This is a genomic window from Streptomyces sp. NPDC102467, assembly GCF_044765445.1.
GTDB lineage: Bacteria > Actinomycetota > Actinomycetes > Streptomycetales > Streptomycetaceae > Streptomyces.
Genome location: NZ_JBIWKA010000008.1, coordinates 68,428 through 94,455 on the forward strand (window position 1 = coordinate 68,428; position 26,028 = coordinate 94,455).

Genomic DNA, 26,028 nt, shown 5'->3' on the forward strand with positions numbered 1-26,028 from the left:
GGACGCTAAAGCACAGATAAGCCGCATACACCCCGAGAGGGCCCGCCTGTCGGCCACCTGCCACCTACCGGCCCGGCCACTGTGGCAAAACCGTTCGCCACAAATTTCCCCGAGGTGAGATCCTGAAGGACGTATGTCTACGCAGCCTGCCCCCGCCGCCGACCGGCTCGCCGCCGTCGCGCGGCGCCTCTCCGAGTTGTCCCTCCGGGACGCGCACCGTCTTGGCCGCAGGCTCGAAGGGGCGCGGAAGATCCGCAAGCCCGAGGCCCGCGCCACGGTGGTCGCCGAGATCGACGCCGAGGCCGAGAAGGCCGAGGCCCGTATGGCCACCCGGCGCGAGCGCCGCGCGGCCCTCGATGTCACGTACCCCGAGCAGCTCCCGGTCAGCCAGAAGAAGGACGAGATCGCCGCGGCGATCCGCGACCACCAGGTCGTGATCGTGGCCGGTGAGACCGGCTCCGGCAAGACGACACAGATCCCGAAGATCTGTCTCGACCTGGGCCGGGGCGTGCGCGGCATGATCGGGCACACCCAGCCCCGCCGGATCGCGGCCCGTACGGTCGCCGAGCGCGTCGCCGACGAGCTGCACACGCCGCTGGGCGAGGCGGTCGGCTGGAAGGTGCGCTTCACCGACCAGGTCGCCCAGGACAGCACGTTCGTCAAGCTGATGACGGACGGCATCCTGCTGGCCGAGATCCAGACGGACCGCGAGCTGCGCGCGTACGACACGATCATCATCGACGAGGCCCACGAGCGGTCCCTCAACATCGACTTCCTGCTGGGCTACCTGGCCCAGCTGCTGCCGAAGCGCCCGGACCTCAAGGTCGTCATCACCTCGGCGACGATCGACCCGGAGCGCTTCTCACGGCACTTCGGCGACGCCCCGATCGTCGAGGTCAGCGGCCGCACGTATCCGGTCGAGGTGCGCTACCGCCCGCTGCTCGAAGAAGACCCCGACGACTCAGCCGACTCCGACCGCGACCAGATCACCGCGATCACGGACGCCGTCGAGGAGCTGCAGCGTGAGGGCGAGGGCGACATTCTCGTCTTCCTCTCCGGCGAGCGCGAGATCCGCGACACCGCGGACGCCCTGGAGAAGAAGAAGTTCCGTTTCACCGAAGTGCTGCCCCTGTACGCGCGCCTCTCGCACGCCGAGCAGCATCGTGTCTTCCAGCAGCACACGGGAAGACGCGTCGTCCTCGCGACGAACGTGGCGGAGACGTCCCTGACCGTCCCGGGCATCAAGTACGTCATCGACCCGGGCACCGCCCGCATCTCGCGCTACAGCCACCGTACGAAGGTGCAGCGGCTGCCCATCGAGGCGATCAGCCAGGCCAGCGCCAACCAGCGCAAGGGCCGCTGCGGCCGTACCTCCGACGGCATCTGCGTGCGCCTCTACAGCGAGGACGACTTCCTCGCGCGGCCCGAGTTCACGGACGCGGAGATCCTCCGGACGAACCTCGCCTCGGTCATCCTGCAGATGACGGCGGCCGGCCTCGGCGACATCGAGAAGTTCCCCTTCATCGACCCGCCGGACCACCGCAACATCCGCGACGGCGTCCAGCTCCTGCACGAACTGGGGGCGTTGGACCCGAGCGAGAAGGACGCGAAGAAGCGCCTGACGCAGCAGGGCCGCAAGCTGGCCCAGCTGCCCGTCGACCCGCGCCTGGCGCGCATGGTCCTGGAGGCCGACAAGAACGGCTGCGTGCGCGAGGTCATGGTGATCGCGGCGGCCCTGTCGATCCAGGACCCGCGCGAGCGCCCCTCCGACAAACAGGCGCAGGCCGACCAGCAGCACGCCCGCTTCAAGGACGAGACCAGCGACTTCCTGGCCCTCCTGAACCTGTGGCGCTACGTCCGTGAACAGCAAAAAGAGCTGGGCTCCTCCGCCTTCCGCCGGATGTGCAAGCGCGAGTTCCTGAACTTCCTGCGCATCCGCGAATGGCAGGACATCTACACGCAGCTGCGCACGGTCGCCAAGCAGATGGGCATCCACCTCAACGAGGACGATGCCCCCGGCGACTTGATCCACGTCTCCCTCCTCTCCGGCCTCCTCTCCCACATCGGGATGAAGGACGTGAAGGAGTCCAAGGAGTCCACGCAGAAGGACCCGAAGCAGGCAGGTCGCGACCGCGGGCGCAACGAGTACGTCGGTGCCCGCAACGCCAAGTTCGCGATCTTCCCCGGCTCGGCCCTCTTCAAGAAGCCGCCGCGCTTCGTGATGTCGGCGGAGCTGGTGGAGACCAGCCGCCTCTGGGCGCGGGTCAACGCGAAGATCGAGCCGGAGTGGGTCGAGCCGCTGGCCGAGCACCTCCTCAAGCGCACGTACAGCGAGCCGCACTGGGAGAAGGACCAGGCCGCCGTGATGGCGTTCGAGAAGGTGACGCTGTACGGCGTTCCGCTCGTCGCCCAGCGGAAGATCAACTACGGCCGGATCGACGCCGAGGTCTCCCGCGAGCTGTTCATCCGCAACGCGCTGGTCGAGGGCGACTGGCGCACGCACCACAAGTTCTTCGCCGACAACCGCAAGCTCCTCACCGAGGTCGAGGAGCTGGAGCACCGGGCGCGGCGCCGCGACATCGTGGTCGACGACGACACCCTCTACGACTTCTACGACCAGCGGGTGCCCGAGCACGTCGTCTCCGGCGCGCACTTCGACTCCTGGTGGAAGCAGAAGCAGCGCGAGGAACCGGAAGCGCTCGACTTCGAGCGGTCCATGCTCATCCGCGAGTCCGCGGAGGCCGTCACCAAGGACGACTACCCGGACACCTGGCACCAGCGGAACCTGAAATTCCGGGTGACGTACCAGTTCGAGCCGGGCGCGGACGCGGACGGCGTGACCGTCCACATCCCGCTCCAGGTCCTGAACCAGGTCACGGACGAGGGCTTCGACTGGCAGATCCCGGGCCTGCGCGAGGACGTCGTGATCGAGCTGATCCGCTCCCTGCCCAAGCCGATCCGCCGCAACTACGTACCCGCTCCGAACTTCGCGAAGGCGTTCCTGGACCGGGCCGTGCCCCTCCAGGAGCCGCTGCCCACGACACTCGCGCGCGAGCTGCAGCGGATGGTCGGCGTCCCGGTCTCACCCGACGACTTCGACCTGACCCGCGTACCGGACCATCTGAAGATCACCTTCCGGATCGTCGACGAGCGGCGCCGCAAGCTCGCCGAGGACAAGGACCTGGAAGCTCTCAAGCTGCGGCTGAAGCCGAAGGCGCGCCAGGCCATCTCCCAGGCGGCCGCGGCGACGGCCGAGCGCTCCGGCGGCGAGTCCGTCGAGCGCAAGGGCCTCACCGACTGGACGATCGGGGCGCTCTCCCGCGTCTTCGAGACCCGGCGCGCGGGCCAGCCGGTCAAGGCGTACCCGGCGCTCGTCGACGACGGCCCGACGGCGAACACCGTGTCCGTACGCCTCTTCGACACCGAGGCCGAGCAGGCGCAGGCCATGTGGAAGGGCACGCGCCGGCTCATCCTGCGCAACATCCCGGTGAACCCCGGCAAGTTCGCCTCGGACAAGCTGAGCAACGCCCAGAAGCTGGCCCTGTCCGCGAACCCGCACGGCACCGTCCAGGCCCTCTTCGACGACTGCGCGATGGCGGCCGCGGACAAGCTCATCGGGGACTTCGGCGGCCCCGCCTGGGACGAGGAGTCGTACCGGAAGCTCTACGAGAAGGTGCGCGCCGAGATCGTCGACACGACCGTGCGGACGGTCGGGCAGGTGCAGCAGGTCCTCGCGGCGTGGCAGGCCTGTGAGCGGCGCCTGAAGGCCACGACCAGCCCGACGCTGCTGCCCAACCGCCAGGACGTGCGCACCCAGTTGACGGCCCTGGTCCACCCCGGCTTCGTGACGGGCACCGGTCTGCGCAGACTGCCCGACCTGATGCGCTACCTCGTCGCGGCCGACCGCCGGCTGCAGCAGATGCCGACCGGCGTCCAGCGGGACACCACCCGCATGGAGAAGGTCCACGAGATGCAGGACGAGTACGCCTGGCTGCTCGAACAGCTGCCGCAGGGGCGGCCCGTGCCGCAGGAGGTCCTGGACATCCGGTGGATGATCGAGGAGCTCCGCGTCAGCTACTTCGCGCACGCGCTGGGCACCGCGTACCCCGTCTCGGACAAGCGGATCGTGAAGGCGATCGACGCCGCTGCGCCGTGAGCGGCCGGGTACGTGGAGTGAGTTCGACCGGCGGGCCTGCACTGCTGTAGAGTCCTGCTCGCAGCGCAACGCGGTAACAGCGCAGCGAAACAAGGTCCTGTGGAGCAGTTTGGAGTGCTCGCCACCCTGTCAAGGTGGAGGCCGCGGGTTCAAATCCCGTCAGGACCGCAGTAGATGAGAAGCCCGCACCGAATCGGTGCGGGCTTCTTCTCGTATGCCCCGCCCTCGTCGCATGTCCCGTCGCATGTCCCGTCGTATGCCCCGGAAGGCGCCCTTGACGGCGGCGCGGCCCCTCGGTACGCCAGAACCAGGCAGAACCTCGGTACGCCGGAGTCGGGCGCCACCGGGACCAGGGCGGGAGGCGGTGCATGGCCACACCGATACGACGGCACGAAACCCGCGCCCTGCTGCGCGCGCACCTCTCCGCCGCCTCCGGCCGGCCCCATCTGACCCGGCACTGCCCGATCTGCCACCGACTCCTGCGCCTGGCCATGGACCCCGCCACAGAGGCCCAGGAGGACCTTGAGAGCGCCCTTGAGGGCGACGGGGACGAAAGTCCCCCGAAGGGGTGACCTAAGCCGCCCCACGAGCCCCTCAACTGATGGGAGTCTGGGGAGAGTCGGAGGCCTCCCCGGGAACACGCGAACCCGCTGGCCCCTCTAGCGCACAGGCGCCACCGACAACAAGCTGCGCGGTGTGTGACGGGTGTCACCGAACTAGTTTTGGAAACACCGTTTCTTACACCCTTCCTACAACTGCTCAATTTAATATGTGCAATTGCACCACTCTCACAGCCGCCTGCCGGACACCGGCCAGAGACCGGCCAGGAGCCGGCTGAAGACCCGTCAAGGTCCAACAAGGGAGCGCACAGAACACCGCCGGCCAGGGCCTCAGCGCACAAAAAAGATCGCGCTGGACCCGGCGGAGTCCAGCGCGATCGACGACGTACCCGTGATGCAGTTGAGATGACGCTTCAATGGGCAAGGGACCTGTTGGGGCAGGACCCGTGTCGTGTGGTGCCAGTGGTGGGCGCGGAACGAGTTGGGGGACCCGAAACGCCCGGTATTGCTGTGTTGTGCGGTGCCTCAGGCCTCGCTGCGCTGCTGCGGAATACCCGCAAGCAGTGCGCGGACCTCGGCCTCGCGGTAACGACGGTGCCCGCCGAGCGTACGAATCGACGTGAGCTTGCCAGCCTTCGCCCAGCGCGTGACCGTCTTCGGGTCCACGCGGAACATCGTGGCGACCTCGGCGGGGGTCAGCAGCGGCTCGGCATCAGGGGTGCGAGCGGTCATGAGCGGCCTCCTCGGGAGAACCGAACCATCTCGGTTCTTTCCTTTAAATTCTGCACCTTGACCCGCGTTGCCCGAAATGGCGGACACGGGTCGAGTCGGTTATAGGACGAACGGCTTGTCCTCGGCACTACAACTACACCATCCGTCCAGCCTCGTCGGCCAAACCGATGGAATTGCCCTCCCAGGTGTTCATCAGCGACGGAAGCCGATGGACCATGCCATAGCGGACAGTCACGCCACAGTGACGATCAGTCACAGAGCGATCAGGAGTCATCAGACCCCCCAGCGACAGTGCAATGCCGAGTAATCCGTCCATGCTTGCCTATGGGTGGACATAGATGGACGGATGGAGCCCTCCCCGGACTCCTTGTCCTATTTTGGCACGAGGAGGGGTGATGGGCGCAAGGGCGCAGTTAGTGCAGTCCGTCACGCTTGACACAAAAGCCCGGATCGGGACGTAGGTCCCGAAGTAGCCTGTGCGCCCCGTCAGTTGGCGTTCTGCCGGTCGCGCACTGCCCGCCAGCGTGACACGAGCCGGGCGTACGCCTCCGCCGCGCCGTCCGCGTCACCGGAGCGCAGCGCCGCGATGCCCTCGGCGACGTCCGCCGCCGAGTGGTCCTCCTCGAGGAGGTCGGGCGGCAGGGCGTGCACGAGACCGCCGTAGTCGAGCTCGACCAGTGAGCGGGGGTGGAACTCCTCGAGCCAGCGCCCCACATCCACCAGACCGTCGACCAGGGGCCCCTCGTCGATCGCGTCCCTCAGCGCTCTGAGCCCGCGCGCGACCCGCCGCCTCGCCTGCACCATCGGGGTGCGGTAGCGCAGCAGAGGGCCGCCGCTGCCGTTGTCGCCGGAGTCGCCGGCGTCGCCGTCCGGCTTCCCCTCGGCCGTCTTGTTCTCGTACGTGCGCTCCTCGTCGGCCACGAGCACGAACCAGTTGAGCGGCACCTGCCACGTCGACGTACGGATCCAGGGCCGCGCGTCCGGATTGCGCTCCAGCCAGTGCTCGTAGTCGTCGGACGCCTGCCGGCGCACCACCGGCGGCAGCGCCGCGTCCAGGACCGGGGCCGGCAGCAGCGCCGGCAACTCGTCCAGGGCCTGCCAGCCGCGCAGCCGGGTGCGCCAGGGGCAGACGCACAGCACCCCTTCGACCTCGATCACGAACGCGTCGTCGCTCTCGTGCACCGGCACCGGGATCGGCGGGGTGGGCAGCAAGTCGGCCAGGGACCGGTGCAGTTCGTCCTGGTAGGAGGGGTGGTGCTCGCGCTTCGCGTACCGCTCCCAGTGGCCCCTCTCCGGCTGCGGAAAAGCCGCGAGAGGTTCGTAGACGCGCAGATACGCCGCGTACGGGACGGTCACCGACGACACCTTGGGCACGGCTGCTCCCTCCCCCGCCCTCCGGCTGGAAAACACTGCAAATCGTCCCACGGCGGGATCGCGCGGGACTCGGCGGGATTCGACCGTACGTCCACCGCCCCTCGTCGCGAGAGAGTGATCCTCGGCACTGCGGCCGTGGCGGGCACGTACACGCTCTAATCTCGTCCCACGAAACGACGGAAAGCCCGCCACCCGCACGGGATTCCGCCCAACCGCCGCTACGTACTTGGGAGTCACCACAGTGACCGATGTGACCGGCGACCCTGTCACCATCTCGGGCGCCTCCGCTGCCTCTGATGTGCTGCACACCCTGTTCCACTCGGACCAGGGCGGACACGAGCAGGTCGTGCTCTGCCAGGACCGGGCGAGCGGCCTCAAGGCCGTCATCGCCCTGCACAACACCGCCCTGGGCCCGGCCCTCGGCGGCACCCGCTTCTACCCGTACGCCTCCGAAGCCGCAGCCGTCGCCGACGCCCTGAACCTGGCGCGCGGCATGTCGTACAAGAACGCCATGGCTGGCCTCGACCACGGCGGCGGCAAAGCCGTGATCATCGGCGACCCCGACGTGGTCAAGAGCGAGCAACTGCTGCTCGCGTACGGCCGGTTCGTGGCCTCGCTCGGCGGCCGGTACGTGACGGCCTGCGACGTCGGCACGTACGTGGCCGACATGGACGTGGTCGCGCGCGAGTGCCGCTGGACCACCGGGCGCTCCCCCGAGAACGGCGGCGCGGGCGACTCCTCCGTGCTCACCGCCTACGGCGTCTTCCAGGGCATGCGGGCCAGCGCCCAGCACCTGTGGGGCGACCCGACGCTGCGCGGCCGCAAGGTCGGCATCGCGGGCGTGGGGAAGGTGGGGCGCCACCTGGTCGAGCACCTGCTGTCGGACGGCGCCGAGGTCGTGGTGACGGATGTGCGCCCCGAATCCGTACGGCACATCACGGAGCAGCACCCCGGGGTCGCGGTCGCCGCCGACACGGAGGCGCTGATCCGGGTGGAGGGCCTCGACATCTACGCCCCCTGCGCGCTGGGCGGCGCCCTCGACGACGACAGCGTGCCGGTGCTCACCGCGAAGGTGGTGTGCGGCGCTGCCAACAACCAGCTCGCGCACCCGGGCGTCGAGAAGGACCTCGCCGACCGCGGGATCCTCTACGCACCGGACTACGTCGTGAACGCGGGCGGCGTCATCCAGGTCGCCGACGAGCTCCACGGTTTCGACTTCGACCGGTGCAAAGCCAAGGCCTCGAAAATCTTCGACACCACGCTTTCCATCTTCGCTCGCGCAAAGGTCGACGGGATCCCGCCAGCCGCTGCGGCCGACCGGATCGCCGAACAGAGGATGGCGGAGGCGCGCTCCCGGCACTGATCCGGACGCCTGCGTAACGAGAGTCACGCCGATCGGCGGGTCGCCCTCCAATAAGAGGTTAAAATCGCAGCTGACCAGCGAGGACAGGGCTCCTTGCTGGTCCTGTGCACACGCGCGTCCTGCGGGCGACGTACCGTATGGGCGTGGGCTCAGGTACCGTGGAAGCCCTACGGACCGGTCTCCTTACGGGGAGCCCGTTCTGGTTCATGAACGCGTGTCAAGACTCTGGGGCCATCGAGCCCCGTATTCGAGGGGGTCGAGCCATGGGGCGCGGCCGGGCAAAGGCCAAGCAGACGAAGGTCGCCCGCCAGCTGAAGTACAGCAGCGGCGGGACTGATCTGTCGCGTCTGGCCAATGAGCTGGGCGCATCGACGTCGGAGCCTGTATCGAATCAGCCGCCTAACGGCGAGCCTTTCGATGACGACGACGAGGAAGACGACCCGTACGCCCGCTATGCGGATCTGTACGACGAGGGCGAGGACGAGGACTCCGACGAGTCTGGTCCTTCGTCTCAGCGCCGCGGCGCTTGACCTCGTACCAGCACCACCAGCACGTAGCTGATCTCTGCTGACTGATTTCTGCTTACTTGCTGCACTTCACCCGGTCCGGGGTGGTCACCACGCCGGACCGGGTTTTGTGCTGTCCTCAAGCTCTCCGCACGCTCCTGGGCCGCTCTTCGGCCGCGCACGGCGGCCGAAGAGGCCTACTTCGCGTAGTCGCCCGTGAGCTCGGCGCCCGTGGCATGCTCGCCGCGGTCGGTGATCTCGCCGGCCACCCAGGACTCCACACCGCGGTCGGCGAGGGTCGTGAGGGCGACGTCGACCGACTCCTGCGGCACGATCGCCATCATGCCGACGCCCATGTTCAGCGTCTTCTCCAGCTCCAGGCGCTCCACCCGGCCCGCCGTGCCGACCAGGTCGAAGATCGCGCCCGGGGCCCACGTGGAGCGCTCCACGGTGGCGTGCAGGCCGTCCGGGATCACCCGGGCCAGATTGGCCGCGAGGCCGCCGCCGGTGATGTGGCTGTAGGCGTGGACCTCGGTGGTGCTGGTGAGGGAGAGGCAGTCCAGGGAGTAGATCTTCGTCGGCTCCAGGAGCTCCTCGCCGAGCGTCCGGCCGAGCTCGTCGATGCGCTGCTCCAGAGCCATCCCGGCGTGCTCCAGGAGGACGTGACGGACCAGCGAGTACCCGTTCGAGTGAAGGCCGGACGACGCCATGGCGATCACCGCGTCACCCGTACGGATGCGATCCGGGCCGAGCAGGTTCTCGTACTCCACGACGCCCGTGCCCGCGCCGGCGACATCGAAGTCGTCCGGGCCGAGCAGACCGGGGTGCTCCGCCGTCTCGCCGCCGACGAGGGCGCAGCCCGCGAGGACGCAGCCCTCGGCGATGCCCTTCACGATGGCGGCCACGCGCTCCGGGTGGACCTTGCCGACACAGATGTAGTCGGTCATGAAGAGCGGCTCGGCGCCGCACACGACGATGTCGTCCATGACCATCGCGACGAGGTCCTGGCCGATGGTGTCGTAGACGCCCAGGCGGCGGGCGATGTCGACCTTCGTGCCGACCCCGTCGGTCGCGGAGGCCAGCAGGGGCCGCTCGTACTTCTTGAGGGCGGAGGCGTCGAAGAGGCCGGCGAAGCCGCCGAGGCCGCCGAGGACCTCGGGGCGCTGCGTCTTCTTCACCCACTCCTTCATCAGCTCGACGGCGCGGTCGCCCGCCTCGATGTCCACGCCCGCGGAGGCGTAGCTGGCACCGGTGCCCACGCGGGGAGCACGCTCAGAAGACTCAGAAGACATGGGTGTGGAGAGCTTTCGTGTCGGAGCTGCGGAGGTTACGGACGACGGATCGCGTCGTTCGCGGCCGTCGACGCCGGACCCGCGGCCAGTTCCGTCTCCAGGAGCTGCTTGCCGAGCAGCTCGGGGTCGGGAAGATCCATCGGGTACTCGCCGTCGAAGCAGGCGCGGCAGAGGTTCGGCTTCGCGATGGTGGTCGACTCGATCATGCCGTCGATGGAGATGTACGAGAGCGAGTCGGCGCCCAGCGAGGTGCCGATCTCCTCGACCGACATGCCGTTGGCGATCAGCTCCGCGCGGGTCGCGAAGTCGATACCGAAGAAGCACGGCCACTTCACGGGCGGGGACGAGATCCGGATGTGGATCTCCGCCGCGCCCGCTTCGCGGAGCATGCGGACCAGGGCGCGCTGCGTGTTGCCGCGGACGATCGAGTCGTCGACGACCACGAGCCTCTTGCCCTTGATGACTTCCTTGAGCGGGTTCAGCTTCAGACGGATGCCGAGCTGGCGGATCGTCTGGGAGGGCTGGATGAAGGTGCGGCCCACATAGGCGTTCTTCACCAGGCCCGCGCCGAAGGGGATGCCGCTGGCCTCGGCGTAGCCGATCGCGGCCGGCGTGCCGGACTCCGGGGTCGCTATGACGAGATCGGCCTCGGCAGGGGCCTCCTTCGCCAGGCGGCGGCCCATCTCCACGCGGGAGAGGTACACGTTCCGGCCGGCGATGTCCGTGTCGGGACGGGCCAGATAGACGTACTCGAAGACACAGCCCTTGGGCTTTGCTTCGGCGAAGCGGGACGTTCGCAGGCCGTTCTCGTCGATCGCGACGAACTCGCCCGGCTCGATCTCGCGGACGTACGCGGCGCCGCAGATGTCGAGCGCCGCGGACTCGGAGGCGACGACCCAGCCACGCTCCAGACGGCCGAGGACCAGCGGGCGGATGCCCTGCGGGTCGCGAGCCGCGTACAGGGTGCCCTCGTCCATGAAGACGAGAGAGAAGGCGCCCTGAGCCTGGGGCAGCACCTTGAGTGCCGCGTCCTCGATGGTCAGCGGCTTGCCGTCGTCGTCGACCTGGCCCGCGAGCAGCGCGGTGATCAGGTCGGTGTCGTTCGTGGCGGCGACCTGCGTCGCCCGCCCGTTCTCCTTGGGCAGGGCGGCGACCAGCTCGGCGAGCTGCGCCGTGTTGACCAGGTTGCCGTTGTGACCGAGCGCGATCGAGCCGTGCGCGGTGGCACGGAACGTCGGCTGGGCGTTCTCCCAGACGGAGGCCCCGGTGGTCGAGTAGCGGGCGTGACCGACCGCGATATGACCTTGCAGGGAACTCAGGGACGTTTCGTCGAAGACCTGGGAAACGAGTCCCATGTCCTTGAAGACGAGGATCTGGGAACCGTTACTGACCGCGATTCCCGCGGATTCCTGACCTCGGTGTTGGAGGGCGTAGAGCCCGAAGTAAGTGAGCTTGGCGACCTCTTCACCCGGAGCCCAGACACCGAAGACGCCGCAAGCGTCCTGGGGGCCTTTCTCGCCGGGGAGCAGATCATGATTGAGTCGACCGTCACCACGTGGCACGCCACCGAGTGTAGGCGAGATCGACCACGGGTCCGAATTGGGGACCGTGGCTTCCTACGTCTACGGGGCCCCTCCAGACCTGGGCGAAGCCACGGGACGCGCGTAGCGCGGGGCCGTGCCGGGCGCTCTTTCAGCGCCTGATTCCGGGGCCCGACCGCCCTCCGACAGCGGCGCCCCCACCCCGCTGCGCACGCCGCTGACCTGCGACTATTCCGCCCTGTCAGGGGCGCATCGGCCCCTCGGTGCCGCTGTGTCCGACGGGGCGGATGCCGGGTCGGCGGGGCCGTGGGGCGCCGACCGCGCCAAATGTGACGGGACGCACTCCGCCCGTCCGGAGTGCGGACCGGCCGTTGACAGGTGTACGTCCCGGTCGGCATGGTCCTGGATCATGCAGCCCCTCCGTGACCGCACGGTCACCCTTGTGGAGCGCCGACACGTCGACCTCGTCCGTGTCGCCAGCGCGATCTGTCGCTGCGCCTGAGCTCCACTCTTACGCCTGATCTCCCCTCGGCCGTGATGCGCGGCTGAGGCCCGGTCCGGGGCCGGTCACATCCGCCCCGCCCTCCTTCTCCGCGGGCTGTCCGCTGTCACCGGTCGCTCGCGCCGTTCCCCGCGCCCCTGACGGGGCGTGCCCTGTTCCCGGAGTCCTTCATGACCCCGCATGCCTCGAACCTGTCCCGCCGCGCCGCCCTGGGCGGCGCCGCCGTCGCCGCTCTTGGAGCCACGGGCGCACCGGCCGCCGCCGCACCCCGCGAAACCCCGTTCAGCGCCGCCGCCCACCGCGGGTCCCGGCGGCCCAACATCCTGTTCATCCTCGGTGACGACCTGGGCTGGGCCGACCTCTCCTCGTACGGCGCTCCGCACATCAAGACCCCGAACCTGGACAGACTGGCCCGGCAGGGCGTCCGCTTCACCGACGCGTACAGCGGCTCCGCGACGTGCTCGCCGACCCGGTTCAGCCTCTACACCGGCCGTTATCCGGGGCGTACGAAGGGCGGTCTCGCCGAGCCGATCGCCGACCGGTCCGTCGGACTCGACCCGAACCATCCCACCCTCGCCTCACTGCTGCGCGGCGCCGGATACGCGACCGCGCTGATCGGCAAGTGGCACTGCGGCTATCTCCCGGACTACTCGCCGACCAAGTCCGGCTGGGACGAGTTCTTCGGCAACTTCGGCGGGGCCCTGGAGTACTACTCGAAGCTGGGGCTCGGCGGCGAGTACGACCTCTACAAGGGCGACGTACGGGAGGGCGACGCCGAGTACAAGGACCTGCGGTACTACACGCGGATCCTGACCGAGCGGGCGAGCGAGTACGTGGGGCGCGACCACGGCGACAAGCCGTGGCTGCTCAACCTGAACTTCACCACCCCGCACTGGCCGTGGATAGCCGACGGGGACGAGGCGGAGAGCGCCGAGGTCGTACGGAAGATCAAGTCCGGGAACGCGGGGGCGCTGTTCCACACCGACGGCGGGTCCGTGGAGAAGTACACGGAGATGGTCCAGGACCTGGACCGCTCGGTCGGGCAAGTACTGAAAGCGCTCAAGGAGTCCGGGCAGGAGAAGGACACCCTCGTCTTCTTCGCCTCGGACAACGGCGGCGAGCGGTTCTCCTACAACTGGCCGCTGTCCGGCAACAAGGCGTCGTTGCAGGAAGGCGGCATCCGGGTGCCGACCATCGTGCGCTGGCCCGCGCGCCTGGACGGCGGCCAGGTCAGCCACGAGCCGGTCTTCACGCCCGACTGGACGGCGACGCTGCTCGAGATCGGCGGTGCGCGGCCCGACAAGGCGTACCCGCTCGACGGCGCCAGCCTCGCCGGGTATCTGCTGCGCGGCGAGGAGCGGGCCGAGCGCGATCTGTTCTGGCGGGTGCGCGGGGAACGGGCCGTGCGGCGCGGCGACTGGAAGTACTACCGCGGCAAGGGCGGCGCGGACCAGCTGTTCGACCTCTCCGCCGACCGGCGCGAGCAGGCCGACCGGGCCGCTGACGAGCCGGCGCTGCTGGCCGAGCTGAAGGCCGTATGGGAGAAGAAGGACAAGGAGCTCCTTCCGTATCCCGCCTGACGGCTGTACGACCGGGCGTCACTTCGCTGCCTTGAGCCCTACCGCGGTGCCGTCGGCCGCGGTCAGGGTGAGGCCGTCGCCCTGGACCTCGTACCGCGACGTGCCGTCGAGGACGTGCTTCATCGTCTTCTCCAGCTCCGCGGCCTCGCCGACGCAGCCCATCCTGGTGCTGTTCAGCGGGCCGAAGGTGACGTGGCCGTCCTTGACGGTGGCCTTGGCCCGGCCGCTGTTGCAGCCGAGGTTGGCGCTGACGTGACCGTCCTTGTCGAAGACGAGCCGGGCCCGGCCCTGCGCCGCCTTCGGCAGGGACTGGGCCGCGGCGCCGGAGTAGAGGGTGTCGACCGCCCACTTCGTACCGACGAGCTCGGCGTCCCGTTGCTTGGTGAGGGTGATCGTGTCGCCGTTGGCGCGGGTGAGTGTGAGGTGGTCGTCGCCGTGGGCCTTGACGGTGTTCTTGTCGGCGAGCGCGCGGGCGAAGGTCTTCTCGAAGGCACGCTGCTTCTTGTCGGCGCACGCCATGAGCGTGGTCTTCGCCTGGCCCAGGTCGACGCTGTCGCCGCCGACCCTGGCCTGCGCGTCGAAGTCGTTGCAGCCGTAGTTTCCTCGCACACGTTCGTCCGAGACGAACTTCAGGTACGCGCTGCCCGGCGCCTTCGTCGTCGCCCCGTCCACCGTCATGCTCTCCACGTTCCAGGTGACGCCGGCGACCGGTGCGCCGCCGACCTTCACCGTGCCGGGCGCCTTCTCGTTCCCGCAGGCCGCGACGGTGGTGAGCGCGACCAGGGGAAGAGCGGCGGTGAACAGGGCGCGGGTGCTGCGTTGCGTGAACATGCCGATGGGACGGGTCGGCCCCCCGGATCGGTTCCGTCCCGCCGGGGCTTCACGCCATGATCGGCAACAGCCCGGTCAGATCGGCGCGTTCACCGCTTGCACCGACGAGCGCGTCGTCGATCGCCACCGACCACGTCGTACGCCCCGTGGCCAGGCGGATCCAGGTCAGCGGGTCCGTCTCCACCACGTTCGGCGGGGTGCCACGGGTGTGCCGGGGGCCCTCGACGCACTGGACGACGGCGAACGGCGGGATCCGCACCTCGGTCGAGGCCCCCGGCGCCTTCAGGGCGAGCGCGTCGGCGAGCAGCCGGGTGCAGGCGGCCAGCGCCTGCCGGTCGAACGGGACGTCGAGACCGGGCACCGCGTCGTTCAGATCGTCGGTGTGGACGACGAGTTCGACGGTGCGGGTGACGAGATAGTCGGCGAAGGACATGGCGCCGGTCGGCACCGGGAGCGCCCGGCTGTCGGCGACGGCGGCCAGATTCGCCACGAAGCGCTCCTCGGTACGGGCGAGCAGCGCCGTGATGTCGGGGTGCTCACGCGCGATGTCCCGGCTGCGGTCGGCGATGCCCGCCGCGTTGGCGGCCGTGGCGAACGGCCAGTCGAGCGCGGCCACCTCGGACTTCGCCGGCTCCGGCAGCGCGAGGAACCGGTCGACCGCGCCGAGCGCCATCGACGTGTGCGCGAGCAGCTCCCGCACCGTCCAGTCGCCGAGCCGCGTCGGACCCGCGAGCTGCTCGGGCGTGAGGGTCCCGGCCGCCTTCCGTACGTTCCCGAACTGGGTCAGTACCGCGTCGCGGATCTTCGCGGAGGCGTAGGAACGCGTGCGCCTCCTGGACACGGCACCACTGCCGCCGGCGCTTCGACGGCCCGTGCCGCTATCGCTGCCGCTACCGCTGCCGTTCGGCGAAGGTGTCATGAGGTCGACCCTACGCCCGCACCGCGAACCCGCTCAGGCCCTTTTCGACCAGCGCGAATGCCCGCTCGACACGCTCGGGGGCGCCCGCCGCGACGTCCGCGGGGGACTCGCCCGCCAGCGCCCGCCGATGGTTCTCACTCATCAACGCGCTCACCACCCCGGCCAGTTGGGCCGCCGCGATCGAGGAGAGCAGCGCGTCACCGGTCTCCTCGGTGAGCACCTCGGCAGCGAGCCGCTCGCCCCGCACCGACCACAGCAGGGCACGGCGGGCCAGGGCGGGTGTCCCATTGATCAGCTGGATCAACGCCAGCTCGCCGCCCCGCTCGCTCAGGCCGATCGACGGATCCCGCTCGGCGACCTTGCGCAGCACCATCCCACGGGTCGCGTCGACCGCGGACCAGCCCGGCGCGCGCTCCCTGAGGGCTCGCGCGAGGTCCTCGACGTGCTCCTCCATGGGGCCCATCAGGAGGTCTTCCTTGGTCTTGAAGTAGTTGAAGACCGTCATCTTCGAGACCTCGGCGGCCTCGGCGATCTGCGCGACGGAGACGTCGTCGAACCCGTGCTCCAGGAAGAGGTCCACAGCCGTGCGCCACACCTTCAACGCCGTCTGCTTCTTCTTGCGCTCGCGCAGCCCGAGTCCGTCGTCAGCCATGCCATCACTGTACCAAGATGAAATTTAGGTCGAGCTTAAATATTGACCTGGTACATTTTTCCCGCCACGGTGAGCCACATGCCCACTCCCAAGACACCGGCCCCGATGACTCCGGCTCCGGCTCCGACTTCGACGGCACCGGCTCCGATGACCGCGGCTCAACGCAAGGTCGGCATGGTCCTCTGCCTCCTCACCATCGTTCTAGCGGTTCTCGACATGCAGATCGTCTCGGCTGCCGCCGTGCCGATCGTCCGCGACCTCGACCCGGCGCACGGCATCGACCAATTCCCCTGGCTGGTCAGCGCGTTCGCGCTCGCCTCGGCCGCGATGCTGCCGCTGTACGGCAAGTTGTGCGACACCCTCGGCGCCAAACGCGTCTTCGTCGGAGCCGTCGCCACGTTCCTGCTCGGCTCGGCGCTATGCGGGCTCGCCCAGTCGATGCCCCAGTTGATCGCGGCCCGCGCGGTGCAGGGCCTTGGCGGCGGCGGCCTGATGAGCGTCACGATGGTGGTGATCGCCCACCTCAGGGACCCCGACAACGAGCAGGGCGGCGGCACGGGCGGCGGGCTCGGCGGCGTCGTCGCCGGCGGCGGCATGGCGCTCGGCCCCTGGCTCGGCGGCTTTCTCTCCGACCACGCGAGCTGGCGCTGGATCTTCTACGTCAACCTGCCCATCGGCCTCGCCGTCCTCGCCGCCTCCGCGCTCGTCCTGAAACTGCCGGACCACCCGGTGCGCCGCCCCCTCGACTGGGCCGGGGCCGGTCTGGCCGCCGCGTTCTCCACCGCGCTGCTCCTGGCCACCGACTGGGGCGGCAAGAAGTACGCCTGGTCGTCACCGGAGATCATCGGGCTGCTGTGCGCGGCCACCGCCGGGCTCGGCCTCTTCCTGTGGCGCCAGTCCCGCGCCGCCGACCCCGTCCTCCCCCTCGCCCTCTTCCGCATCCCCGAACTGCGCTGGGGCTTCGTCGTCCAGGGCATCACCGGCGCCGCCATGATGTGCGCGATCTACTACGTCCTCGTCTATCTCCAGGTCGCCCGGGGTCTCTCCAGCTCCGCCGCGGGTCTGTATCTGCTGCCGATGGCGCTCGGGATGACGGCCGTCGGGCTGCTCGCGGGGCGGCTGCGCTGGTCGGCGCGGACCTTCACGGTCACGGGCACCCTGACGATGGCGGCGGTCTTCGTCCTGCTCGCCACGACCATCAAGCCCGACACCTCCCTGTGGTTGGTCCGCGCCGAACTCCTCCTGGCCGGAATCGGCTTCGGACAGCTCATCGGCCAGTTGATCCAACTCGTCCAGGACGCCGCTCCCCGCCCGCTGCTCGGCGTGGCCACGACGAGCATCCGCTTCTTCCAGAACCTCGGCAACGCGCTGGGCGCGGCCCTCTTCGGCACCATCCTGTTCCGCCTGCTCGACACCGATGTCAACGCCATCCCCACGCTGAGCGGCGCCCAACATGCCGCCGCCGTACGGGACTTCGTCCATGCCACGGACCTCGTGTTCTGGTGCGGGGCCGCCGTGATGACGCTCGGAACCCTGCTGGCGACGCGACTGCCCCGTCGGCTCGGGACCGCCACCGCCGCACCCACGGTCAGCCGACCCGCGTCCGATCGGCCGGTGCCGGATCGGGCTGCGCTCGATGGGGCTGCGGCGGATGGGCCGGTGCCGGATCGGCCCGCACTCGATCGACCGTGAATATCTCGCCGCCCGCCGGCACACCGACCTCGCGCCACCGGAACGGGAGGCCGACCGCCGAGTCCGGGTCGGGGCCGTCCATCAGCTGGAAGTGGACGTGCGGCTCCGTCGAGTTCCCGGAGTTGCCGCAGCGGGCCACCTCCTGGCCGGCCCGCACCCGGTCGCCGGGGCGCACCGCGAGGGAGCCGCGTCGCAGATGGGCGTACAGGGCGTAGACCCCGTCCCCCAGGTCGAGCACGAGGTGGTTTCCGATGATCCAGCCCGCGCCGCCCATCTCCCGTATCGAACCCTCCAGGAGCATCAAGTAGGCCAGCGCAATCCCGGAGTTGCGGCTGAGGTGATCGCGGCGCCAGTGGGAAGCGTGGACGACCGTGGCATCGGCGACCGCGTACAGCGGCTCGTCGAACCCCGGGAAGGCACGGGGCCGCCGGAGTATCGGCCACACGGCGGCGAACCCGGGCCGCTCCCGCTTCCCGACGCCGCCCTCCGCCACGATGTCGATCGCGTACGTCTGCCCGTACCCGTGCGTGCCATGGCTCGGCACCTTGTCGGCCGGGCTGTTCACCGCGGACCAGCGCCCACGCACCGGCGGGTCCACCTCGACCGGCTCCCGGCCGGTGTCCTTCGGTCGCGGCGTGAGCCTGCCGATGGCGAGCCCCATCGCGAAGGACAACCCGCCGGGCACGAACGCCCAGCCCCACGCCAGTGGCCAGCCGTCGAAGAAATCCCCGACGATCATGGCGATGAACGCCAGCTGAAGGAGGCGGTAGAACACCATCGCGGTCTTGCGTACGGACAGGTTGCGTACGGACATGACTCCCCCGGTTTGTCCCGCTCAGTTAGTCGTGCTCAATCAGCCCTGCTCGGTCAGTCCTGCCCAATCAGCCCTGCTCAGTCCTGCTGAATTGATCCCCGTTGCCGTGATCCGTCAGGCCGGCCGGGCCGCGGTCAACGCCACCAGAAGCGGCACGACTCTTCCCGCGGGCACCTCATAACGCCCCCGTCCCGCGGAGCGCAGCCACCCGGCAGCGGTCAACTGCCGCAGGTGGTGGTAGATCTGGCCGCTGGTCCCCACGTCGTCGAGCTCGGCCAGCTCGGTGGCCGAGGTGCGGCCGCCGAGGACCTCGCGCAACAGGCGGAGCCGCAAACCGTGCCCGAGCGCGGCGAACGCCTCGGCCACATCGGCCCAGTCGGACGCGAGCAGCTCATCGGTGACGGCGCCGTACTGCCACTCGTACTCCCGGCCTCCCTCCGCGCCCGGCAGACGCACCGCTCCCGTGAACAGCACGCCGCCGCTCGCGACATCGCCGAGCTGCTCCTTCAGCCCTTCGAGCGCCCAGAACGTGCCCGGAGCGACGGTCGGCGCCGCCGGACCGCTCTCCAAGGCATCGAGACGCCGCTCCAGCTCGGCGACCCGCCGCTCAAGATCCGTCATGCATCGAGATTACGTAATTACGTAGAACCAGGCAATCCCTCGTTCGAGTGACCTCGAACAGTGACCTCGAACAGAGCGGGACGTTGCCCGCGGGCGGCAGCCCTACCGCTCTCGAAAGGACGAGGCCGCCGGGAAAGTGACGTCCGTGCAGCCACGGCGGTGGGTGACGTCCTCGACGTAGGCGCGGAACACCTTCGCCATCTCGGGCGTCACCAGACGGTCGTAGCCCATCGCGAGGGACATGGTGTGGATCTGGGGTTGGCCGTCACAGACGGACGAGGCCCACCAGATGGGGTCCTCGGCGCTGCGCCCCGCCCTGCCCGGTTCGGCGGGCTCCGGCTTCTCGTAGGAGGTGGTCCGGCTGGTGAGCCAGACGTTCCTCGCGTCCGCACCGGCGTACGTGTGCAGGGACACGAACCATTTCCCGGGGCGGTCCGGCTCCGACGGGATCTCGCGCTCATCCGCACCCCGCATGTAGAGGCCCGTCGCCCGGCCCTCGCTGAGGATCAGCCCGCACTGCTCGTCCCAGAGCCCGGCGTCCGTACGGCTTTCGAGGGCCTGGTCCGGGTAGCGTCCCTGCCGCGCGTAGCCCGTCTTCGCATACCAGGCACAGGTTCCCTCGGCACGGTCGGCCGGTACCGGGCCTTCGGGCAGGGCCGGCACGTCGTCCGGGGCGTCGGCCAGGCGGTCGTCGCAGCCCAGCCGCTCGGCGAGGTTGTTGGCCATGCTCACGGCCGTGTCCGCGAGGATGCTGCGGTCCGACCCGCTCAGCTGCCCCTTCTCGGTGAACACGTCGTTGCTGGTCGTCAGTTCGGCGCGGGCCCACAGAGCCTTGATCGACCGCGTGCCGACTTCACCTTCTGCGCACGGCAGTCGCACCACGACCCCGGAGCCGCCCACGACGCCCGCGATACCGCCGCCCAACGGCTGTTGAGGGTAGGTCGGCCCGCCCCTGAAGTCGAGGAGATCCTCCAGCGGACCGTCGGCGACCACCCGCTGTGAGCCCGGTGAGACGCCCACCGCTCCCGTGAAGAACCGGAACGCGCCGGAGCCGCGCCCCTTCCCGGCCTCGGTGCTGAACAGGTCGCATTTCTGACCCGACCACAGCCGGTCGAGCTGTATGCCCGCGTCCCCGCCGCCACCCGTGATCTTGCCGCCCGCCGGGGACAGCGCGAGTATCCGGCCCGCCGGTACCAGATCCGCACAGGCCGCGTCGATCTGGTGCCGATTGCTCAGGACCAGCCAGATCTCCTTACCGCCCCAGCCGATGCCGAACACGGCGGTCAGGCACAACACCACATTGGCGAACTTCCGCGCACGCTCCGGCACTCGCACCGCTCCCCCGTCCCCCATGACTCCTGCCCGCCGCGTCGCCACGGATCCGAGCGCCGCCGACGCTATCAACCGCCACTGACATCACGTCCGTACAGCTGGCGAATCCGTACGCGTGCTCGACCGCCGATATGAAAGTCCCCGCCTGCCGGGAACACCGGAACAGACGGGGACTTTTTGCGGGCAAGGCCCGGAAGGATTACGCCAGCAGCGCCGGAATCGTGTTCTCGTGCGCCTCGCGCAGCTCGGCCAGCGGCAGCGTGAACTCGCCCTGCACGTCCACCGCGGCGTCCGCGCCGGAGCCGTCCACGACACCGATCCGGGTGACGGGCAGACCCCGTGCCCCGCACATGTCGTTGAACCGCAGCTCCTCGCTCCGCGGCACGGCCACGACCGCACGGCCCGCCGACTCGGAGAAGAGGAAGGTGAACGCGGAGAGACCGTCCGGGACGATCAGGCGGGCGCCCTTGCCGCCGAGCAGCGACGACTCGACCACGGCCTGGATCAGACCGCCGTCGGACAGGTCGTGCGCGGCGTCGATCATGCCGTCGCGGGAGGCGGAGATGAGGATCTCGCCGAGCAGCCGCTCGCGCTCCAGGTCCACGGCCGGCGGCAGACCGCCGAGGTGGTCGTGCACCACCTGCGACCAGGCAGAGCCGCCGAACTCCTCGCGGGTGTCACCCAGGAGGTAGATCAGCTGACCCTCCTCCGCGAACGCGACCGGCGTGCGCCGTGCCACGTCGTCGATGACGCCCAGCACCGCGACGACCGGCGTCGGGTGGATGGCGGCCTCGCCCGTCTGGTTGTAGAGCGAGACGTTCCCGCCGGTCACCGGGGTACCGAGCTGCAGACAGCCGTCGGCGAGGCCGCGGACGGCCTCCGCGAACTGCCACATGACGGCGGGGTCCTCGGGCGAACCGAAGTTCAGGCAGTCGGAGACGGCGAGCGGCTTGGCGCCGGTCGTGGCGACGTTGCGGTACGCCTCCGCGAGGGCGAGCTGCGCGCCCGTGTACGGGTCGAGCTTCGCGAACCGGCCGTTGCCGTCCGTCGCGATGGCGACGCCGAGCCCCGACTCCTCGTCGATGCGGATCATGCCCGAGTCCTCGGGCTGCGCGAGCACGGTGTTGCCCTGTACGAAGTGGTCGTACTGCGAGGTGATCCACTTCTTGGAGGCCTGGTTCGGCGAGGAGACGAGCGCGAGGACCTGCGCCTTCAGCTCGTCGCCCGTCGAGGGCCTGGGCAGCTTGTTCGCGTCGTCGGCCTGGAGCGCGTCCTGCCACTCCGGGCGGGCGTAGGGGCGCTCGTAGACCGGACCGTCGTGCGCGACCGTGCGCGGGTCGACGTCGACGATCTTCTCGCCGTGCCAGAAGATCTCGAGGCGGTCGCCGTCGGTCACCTCACCGATGACGGTGGCGATGACGTCCCACTTCTCGCAGATCTCCAGGAAGCGCTCGACCTTCGAAGGCTCGACCACGGCGCACATGCGCTCCTGCGACTCGCTCATGAGGATTTCCTCGGGCGAGAGCGTGGAGTCGCGCAGCGGTACGTCGTCCAGCTCGACGCGCATGCCGCCCGAGCCGTTCGACGCCAGCTCGCTGGTGGCACAGGAGATTCCGGCCGCGCCGAGGTCCTGGATGCCGACGACGAGCTTCTCGGCGAACGCCTCCAGGGTGCACTCGATGAGCAGCTTCTCCTGGAAGGGGTCACCGACCTGCACGGCGGGACGCTTCGAAGGCTTGGCGTCGTCGAAGGTCTCGGAGGCCAGGATCGAGGCGCCGCCGATGCCGTCGCCGCCCGTCCGGGCGCCGTACATGATGACCTTGTTGCCGGATCCTGACGCCTTCGCGAGGTGGATGTCCTCGTGCTTCATGACACCGATCGCACCGGCGTTGACCAGCGGGTTGCCCTGGTAGCAGGCGTCGAAGACGACCTCGCCGCCGATGTTCGGCAGGCCCAGGCAGTTGCCGTAGCCGCCGATGCCGGCGACGACGCCGGGCAGTACGCGCTTGGTGTCGGGGTGGTCGGCGGCGCCGAAGCGCAGCGGGTCGACCACGGCGACGGGCCGCGCTCCCATGGCGATGATGTCGCGCACGATGCCGCCCACTCCTGTAGCCGCGCCCTGGTAGGGCTCTACATAAGAGGGGTGGTTGTGGGACTCCACCTTGAAGGTGACGGCATAACCCTGGCCGACGTCCACGACACCGGCGTTCTCCCCGATGCCGACGAGCATGGCGTCGGAGTGCGGCGCCTTCTCGCCGAACTGGCGCAGGTGGACCTTGGAGCTCTTGTAGGAGCAGTGCTCGGACCACATGACCGAGTACATGGCGAGCTCGGCACCCGTGGGACGACGGCCGAGGATCTCCACGACCCGCTCGTACTCGTCCTTCTTCAGGCCGAGTTCGGCCCAGGGCAGCTCGACGTCGGGGGTCTTTGCGGCGTTGTCGACGGTGTCGAGGCTCATGAGGCGGCGACCAGCTTCTTGAGGATCGAGGTGAAGAACGGGAGGCCATCCGTGCGGCCGCTCCCGACGAGGGGCTCCACGGCGTGCTCCGGGTGCGGCATCAGACCCACGACGTTGCCCGCCGCGTTCGTGATGCCGGCGATGTCACGCAGCGAGCCGTTCGGGTTGCCGTCGAGGTACCGGAAGACGACGCGGCCCTCCGCCTCCAGCATGTCGAGGGTGTGCTCGTCGGCGACGTACCGCCCGTCCATGTTCTTCAGCGGGATGTGGATCTCCTGGCCGGACGTGTAGTCGGCGGTCCAGGCGGTCCCCGCGTTCTCCACCCGCAGCTTCTGGTCGCGGCAGATGAAGTGCAGGTGGTCGTTTCCGAGCATCGCTCCGGGCAGCAGATGGGCCTCGGTGAGGACCTGGAACCCGTTACAGATACCGAGGACGGGAAGGCCCGCCTTCGCCTGCTCGATCAGCGTCTCCATGACCGGCGAGAAACGGGAGATGGCACCCGCGCGCAGGTAATCGCCGTAACTGAATCCGCCCGGCAGGACGACCGCGTCGACCTGGTGCAGATCCTTGTCCTTGTGCCAGAGGGCAACGGGCTCGGCACCGGCAAGCCGGATCGCGCGCTGCGTGTCCCGGTCGTCGAGGGAACCAGGAAAGGTGACGACCCCAATACGAGCGGTCACTTTTCGGCCCCCGCCGCGGACTGAGCGGCCTCTTCCACCTTCACGGTGAAGTTCTCGATCACGGTGTTGGCGAGGAAGCTTTCCGCGAGCTCATGGATACGGGCGAGGGCGGCGTCATCCACCGGCCCGTCCACTTCGAGTTCGAATCGCTTTCCCTGGCGAACGTCGGAGATGCCGTCGAAACCGAGGCGCGGCAGCGCACGCTGCACCGCCTGGCCCTGGGGGTCGAGGATCTCCGGCTTGAGCATGACGTCGACTACGACGCGTGCCACTGGCACTCCCGGTGTGTGGTGCTGAGCAGGTCCGTTCAGCGTACCTGCCCAAATCTTCTACTCGCGTAGACGGTAGGAAGCTACGAGAGCCGGATCACGTTACGGCAACGACATGAGATCCGCACGGAAAATTCAGGGAAAGAGTCCCGATAAGCGGGGCATCGGACACGCGGAGGTTTTTAACTGGTCTTCCCAGCGCATTGCCGGGCAGGGTAAAAAGGAAATGGCGCATACAGGCAACCTGCCTGAACTCGGGGAGCAGTATTGCCCGAGCTTTGCTCGACAAGAGCTGGACAGTCGACATCACCGCACGTCAAAGCGGGGGTGCCGGACGAAGGGACCGATATTCGTGGCGCAGCGTGTCGTGGTCACTCTCTTTGACGACATCGACGGCGGAGAAGCGGCGGAAACGGTCGTCTTCGGTCTCGACGGCAGGTCGTACGAGATCGACCTCACTCAGGCCAATGCCAAAAAGCTCCGCACGGCCCTGGCCCCGTACCTGGAGGCAGGGCGCAAGCAGTCCAGCAGGACCGGTAAGGCCTTCAAGCACACGAACCTGAGCCCGGACCCGGCGGCGGTACGTGCCTGGGCCCGCTCGAACCAGTTCGACGTGCCGCCGCGCGGCCGGATTCCGAAGCGGGTCTACGAGGCGTTCGCCGAGGCCAACTGAGGAGCGGCCACCGCCGTCAGGAACCCCTCGGGGCAACCGACTTGCGCTGCACCCCCGCTGGTCAGCTAGAGTTCGGAGCACGCCGAGGGGCAAGGCCGAAAGGCCGCACCTCACGGGGCATGCGGGTGTAGTTCAGTAGTAGAACATCCCCCTTCCAGGGGGAAGGCGCAGTGTGCAATTCCTGTCACCCGCTCTGCATCGCGTACCGATCACTCTTATGGGTGCGGTAGGCTGGTGCTCGCGCCGGTCGGGCCGCTTCTTTCCAGAAGCGTACTGATCCGGAAGCAGTGCGAACGTAGCTCAGTTGGTAGAGCGCAACCTTGCCAAGGTTGAGGTCGCCGGTTCGAACCCGGTCGTTCGCTCCAGATCGAAAGGCCCCGAATCCACCAGGATTCGGGGCCTTTCGCGTACCGGCGCGGCGTCTGACATTTGTCATGCGGGCCGATGACACCGCGCACTGCCGTCCGGCCTCGACCGCCGCGAGGCTGGACACATGACCAGCAACGAGCGCGTGATCGATGTCACTGATCTGCGCCGCGTGTACGGGGACGGTCGACAGGGTTCCTTCGAGGCGGTGCGCGGAGTCAGCTTCTCCGTCGGCCGCGGCGAACTCTTCGCACTCCTCGGCACCAACGGCGCGGGCAAGACCTCCACCGTCGAACTCCTCGAAGGACTCGCGGTGCCCGCCGGCGGCCAGGTGCGGGTGCTCGGGCACGACCCGCACGCCGAGCGCGACCGGGTCCGGCCGCGGATCGGCGTGATGCTCCAGGAGGGCGGCTTCCCGGCCGAGCTGAACGTCGCCGAGACCGTCCGGATGTGGGCCGGATGCACCAGCGGGGCCCGGCCGGTCGGCGAAGCCCTGGAGATGGTGGGCCTCACCGGGCGCGCCGACGTCCGCGTCAAGCAGCTGTCCGGCGGCGAGAAGCGGCGGCTCGATCTCGCGCTCGCGCTGCTCGGCCGGCCCGAGGTGCTCTTCCTCGACGAACCGACGACCGGACTCGACGCCGAAGGGCGCCGTGCCACCTGGGAGTTGGTACGACAGCTGCGCGCCGACGGCACGACCGTGCTGCTGACCACGCACTACCTCGAAGAGGCCGAAGCGCTCGCCGACCGGCTCGCGATCCTGCACGAGGGGCGGATCGCCGCCGAAGGGCGCGTCGACGAGGTCGTCGCCACGCAGCCCTCGCACATCGCCTTCGAACTGCCCGACGGGTACCACGTGGGCGACCTGCCGCCGCTCGGCCCGCTCGGCGTCACCGACCACGAGGTGACCGGGCGCGCCGTCCGGCTGCGTACCGACGAACTCCAGCGCGCCGCGACCGGGCTCCTTGTGTGGGCCAGGGACGCGGGGGTGGAGCTGCGCCGGCTCGATGTGCGGGGCGCCTCCCTCGAAGAGGCGTTCCTGCGGATCGCGCGGGACGCGAAGGGCGAGAACGTACAGCAGGGCGAGCGGGACAAGGAGATGGTGTCGTGACCAC

At 69.2% G+C, this 26,028-nt stretch carries 22 protein-coding genes and 3 tRNA genes; 12 read left to right on the plus strand and 13 right to left on the minus strand.

Annotation, left to right across the window (positions count from 1 at the left end; genetic code table 11):
• Positions 1–133 precede the first annotated feature (133 nt).
• The 3 genes from hrpA to ACIREE_RS17945 all read left to right on the plus strand — a co-directional run bounded on the left by hrpA (position 134) and on the right by ACIREE_RS17945 (position 4,728).
• Positions 134–4,156 carry an ATP-dependent RNA helicase HrpA gene (hrpA, locus tag ACIREE_RS17935; protein WP_404152489.1) on the plus strand — a complete coding sequence of 1,341 codons (4,023 nt, stop codon included), beginning with the start codon at positions 134–136 and terminating at the stop codon, positions 4,154–4,156.
• A 93-nt stretch (positions 4,157–4,249) separates the two neighbouring features.
• Positions 4,250–4,324, plus strand: a tRNA-Asp gene (locus tag ACIREE_RS17940).
• A 200-nt stretch (positions 4,325–4,524) separates the two neighbouring features.
• Positions 4,525–4,728, plus strand: a complete 204-nt coding sequence (locus tag ACIREE_RS17945; protein WP_404152491.1) for a DUF6274 family protein — start codon at positions 4,525–4,527, stop codon at positions 4,726–4,728.
• Positions 4,729–5,241: 513 nt separating this feature from the next.
• Here ACIREE_RS17945 and bldC read toward each other — a convergent pair.
• Together bldC and ACIREE_RS17955 are read right to left on the minus strand one after the other, a co-directional pair.
• Positions 5,242–5,448, minus strand: a complete 207-nt coding sequence (bldC, locus tag ACIREE_RS17950) for a developmental transcriptional regulator BldC (protein WP_003949541.1) — start codon at positions 5,446–5,448, stop codon at positions 5,242–5,244.
• A 486-nt stretch (positions 5,449–5,934) separates the two neighbouring features.
• Entirely contained in the window at positions 5,935–6,822 is an 888-nt protein-coding gene (locus ACIREE_RS17955) for a hypothetical protein (protein ID WP_404152494.1), read from the minus strand.
• 241 nt (positions 6,823–7,063) lie between these two features.
• On the opposite strand from ACIREE_RS17955, the gene ACIREE_RS17960 reads away from it, so the two are divergent.
• The gene (locus ACIREE_RS17960) at positions 7,064–8,185 is read left to right on the plus strand and encodes a Leu/Phe/Val dehydrogenase (protein WP_404152497.1); all 1,122 of its coding nucleotides are present in this window, start codon (positions 7,064–7,066) and stop codon (positions 8,183–8,185) included.
• A 263-nt stretch (positions 8,186–8,448) separates the two neighbouring features.
• Positions 8,449–8,715 (plus strand): DUF3073 domain-containing protein, encoded by a 267-nt coding sequence (locus ACIREE_RS17965; RefSeq protein ID WP_404152500.1) that lies wholly within the window; start codon positions 8,449–8,451, stop codon positions 8,713–8,715.
• A 173-nt stretch (positions 8,716–8,888) separates the two neighbouring features.
• On the opposite strand, the gene purM is transcribed toward ACIREE_RS17965, so the two are convergent.
• Both purM and purF read right to left on the minus strand, forming a co-directional pair.
• Positions 8,889–9,950: a phosphoribosylformylglycinamidine cyclo-ligase gene (purM, locus tag ACIREE_RS17970; protein ID WP_404152503.1), complete on the minus strand. Its 1,062-nt coding sequence runs from the start codon at positions 9,948–9,950 to the stop codon at positions 8,889–8,891.
• Between the two features lie 68 nt (positions 9,951–10,018).
• Entirely contained in the window at positions 10,019–11,545 is a 1,527-nt protein-coding gene (gene purF / locus ACIREE_RS17975) for an amidophosphoribosyltransferase (RefSeq protein WP_404152506.1), read from the minus strand.
• 388 nt (positions 11,546–11,933) lie between these two features.
• On the opposite strand from purF, the gene ACIREE_RS17980 reads away from it, so the two are divergent.
• Positions 11,934–12,026, plus strand: coding sequence for a putative leader peptide (locus ACIREE_RS17980; protein ID WP_404152508.1), 93 nt, complete (start codon positions 11,934–11,936; stop codon positions 12,024–12,026).
• 170 nt (positions 12,027–12,196) lie between these two features.
• A complete protein-coding gene (locus ACIREE_RS17985) occupies positions 12,197–13,606 on the plus strand; it encodes a sulfatase (RefSeq protein WP_404152511.1) in 1,410 nt (469 codons plus the stop codon).
• Positions 13,607–13,624: 18 nt separating this feature from the next.
• Here ACIREE_RS17985 and ACIREE_RS17990 read toward each other — a convergent pair whose 3' ends face one another.
• Genes ACIREE_RS17990 through ACIREE_RS18000 form a run of 3 tightly spaced genes read right to left on the minus strand, consistent with a single transcriptional unit; the run spans position 13,625 to position 16,008 of the window.
• Positions 13,625–14,437 (minus strand): META domain-containing protein, encoded by an 813-nt coding sequence (locus tag ACIREE_RS17990; RefSeq protein ID WP_404152513.1) that lies wholly within the window; start codon positions 14,435–14,437, stop codon positions 13,625–13,627.
• Positions 14,438–14,486: 49 nt separating this feature from the next.
• Positions 14,487–15,356 carry a sterol carrier family protein gene (locus tag ACIREE_RS17995; RefSeq protein WP_404152516.1) on the minus strand — a complete coding sequence of 290 codons (870 nt, stop codon included), beginning with the start codon at positions 15,354–15,356 and terminating at the stop codon, positions 14,487–14,489.
• A 10-nt stretch (positions 15,357–15,366) separates the two neighbouring features.
• Entirely contained in the window at positions 15,367–16,008 is a 642-nt protein-coding gene (locus ACIREE_RS18000) for a TetR/AcrR family transcriptional regulator (protein ID WP_404152519.1), read from the minus strand.
• A 147-nt stretch (positions 16,009–16,155) separates the two neighbouring features.
• Between ACIREE_RS18000 and ACIREE_RS18005 the strand changes: the two genes are divergently transcribed.
• A complete protein-coding gene (locus ACIREE_RS18005; RefSeq protein ID WP_404153295.1) occupies positions 16,156–17,700 on the plus strand; it encodes an MFS transporter in 1,545 nt (514 codons plus the stop codon).
• On the opposite strand, the gene ACIREE_RS18010 is transcribed toward ACIREE_RS18005, so the two are convergent.
• From ACIREE_RS18010 to purS, 6 genes are all read right to left on the minus strand, one after another.
• The gene (locus tag ACIREE_RS18010; RefSeq protein ID WP_404152521.1) at positions 17,597–18,514 is read right to left on the minus strand and encodes a peptidoglycan DD-metalloendopeptidase family protein; all 918 of its coding nucleotides are present in this window, start codon (positions 18,512–18,514) and stop codon (positions 17,597–17,599) included. The two genes, ACIREE_RS18005 and ACIREE_RS18010, sit on opposite strands and share 104 nt — an antisense overlap.
• A gap of 114 nt (positions 18,515–18,628) precedes the next feature.
• Entirely contained in the window at positions 18,629–19,135 is a 507-nt protein-coding gene (locus ACIREE_RS18015; RefSeq protein ID WP_404152524.1) for an ArsR family transcriptional regulator, read from the minus strand.
• Positions 19,136–19,237: 102 nt separating this feature from the next.
• Entirely contained in the window at positions 19,238–20,464 is a 1,227-nt protein-coding gene (locus tag ACIREE_RS18020) for a hypothetical protein (protein WP_404152527.1), read from the minus strand.
• Between the two features lie 202 nt (positions 20,465–20,666).
• Complete coding sequence (gene purL, locus ACIREE_RS18025) at positions 20,667–22,928, minus strand: phosphoribosylformylglycinamidine synthase subunit PurL (RefSeq protein ID WP_404152530.1); 2,262 nt, start codon at positions 22,926–22,928, stop codon at positions 20,667–20,669.
• Positions 22,925–23,608 carry a phosphoribosylformylglycinamidine synthase subunit PurQ gene (purQ, locus tag ACIREE_RS18030; RefSeq protein ID WP_404152533.1) on the minus strand — a complete coding sequence of 228 codons (684 nt, stop codon included), beginning with the start codon at positions 23,606–23,608 and terminating at the stop codon, positions 22,925–22,927. Before purQ ends, purL begins: the two co-directional genes overlap by 4 nt.
• Positions 23,605–23,880, minus strand: coding sequence for a phosphoribosylformylglycinamidine synthase subunit PurS (gene purS / locus ACIREE_RS18035; protein WP_404152536.1), 276 nt, complete (start codon positions 23,878–23,880; stop codon positions 23,605–23,607). Before purS ends, purQ begins: the two co-directional genes overlap by 4 nt.
• Before the next feature lie 349 nt (positions 23,881–24,229).
• Between purS and ACIREE_RS18040 the strand changes: the two genes are divergently transcribed.
• From ACIREE_RS18040 to ACIREE_RS18055, 4 genes are all read left to right on the plus strand, one after another.
• A complete protein-coding gene (locus ACIREE_RS18040) occupies positions 24,230–24,550 on the plus strand; it encodes an Lsr2 family protein (RefSeq protein ID WP_404152539.1) in 321 nt (106 codons plus the stop codon).
• A 121-nt stretch (positions 24,551–24,671) separates the two neighbouring features.
• Positions 24,672–24,743, plus strand: a tRNA-Gly gene (locus ACIREE_RS18045).
• Positions 24,744–24,839: 96 nt separating this feature from the next.
• Positions 24,840–24,915 (plus strand) — tRNA-Gly (locus ACIREE_RS18050).
• 128 nt (positions 24,916–25,043) lie between these two features.
• A complete protein-coding gene (locus tag ACIREE_RS18055) occupies positions 25,044–26,024 on the plus strand; it encodes an ABC transporter ATP-binding protein (RefSeq protein WP_404152542.1) in 981 nt (326 codons plus the stop codon).
• Positions 26,025–26,028: the final 4 nt, after the last annotated feature.

Bases quoted from the DNA above. Each gene is read 5' to 3' on its own strand.
- hrpA (WP_404152489.1), top strand. From the start codon at position 134: ATGTCTACGCAGCCTGCCCCCGCCGCCGACCGGCTCGCCGCCGTCGCG.
- ACIREE_RS17945 (WP_404152491.1), top strand. From the start codon at position 4,525: ATGGCCACACCGATACGACGGCACGAAACCCGCGCCCTGCTGCGCGCG.
- bldC (WP_003949541.1), bottom strand. From the start codon at position 5,448: ATGACCGCTCGCACCCCTGATGCCGAGCCGCTGCTGACCCCCGCCGAG.
- ACIREE_RS17965 (WP_404152500.1), top strand. From the start codon at position 8,449: ATGGGGCGCGGCCGGGCAAAGGCCAAGCAGACGAAGGTCGCCCGCCAG.
- ACIREE_RS17980 (WP_404152508.1), top strand. From the start codon at position 11,934: ATGCAGCCCCTCCGTGACCGCACGGTCACCCTTGTGGAGCGCCGACAC.
- ACIREE_RS17985 (WP_404152511.1), top strand. From the start codon at position 12,197: ATGACCCCGCATGCCTCGAACCTGTCCCGCCGCGCCGCCCTGGGCGGC.
- ACIREE_RS17990 (WP_404152513.1), bottom strand. From the start codon at position 14,437: ATGTTCACGCAACGCAGCACCCGCGCCCTGTTCACCGCCGCTCTTCCC.
- ACIREE_RS17995 (WP_404152516.1), bottom strand. From the start codon at position 15,356: ATGACACCTTCGCCGAACGGCAGCGGTAGCGGCAGCGATAGCGGCACG.
- ACIREE_RS18000 (WP_404152519.1), bottom strand. From the start codon at position 16,008: ATGGCTGACGACGGACTCGGGCTGCGCGAGCGCAAGAAGAAGCAGACG.
- ACIREE_RS18005 (WP_404153295.1), top strand. From the start codon at position 16,156: ATGACCGCGGCTCAACGCAAGGTCGGCATGGTCCTCTGCCTCCTCACC.
- ACIREE_RS18010 (WP_404152521.1), bottom strand. From the start codon at position 18,514: ATGTCCGTACGCAACCTGTCCGTACGCAAGACCGCGATGGTGTTCTAC.
- ACIREE_RS18015 (WP_404152524.1), bottom strand. From the start codon at position 19,135: ATGACGGATCTTGAGCGGCGGGTCGCCGAGCTGGAGCGGCGTCTCGAT.
- purL (WP_404152530.1), bottom strand. From the start codon at position 22,928: ATGAGCCTCGACACCGTCGACAACGCCGCAAAGACCCCCGACGTCGAG.
- ACIREE_RS18055 (WP_404152542.1), top strand. From the start codon at position 25,044: ATGACCAGCAACGAGCGCGTGATCGATGTCACTGATCTGCGCCGCGTG.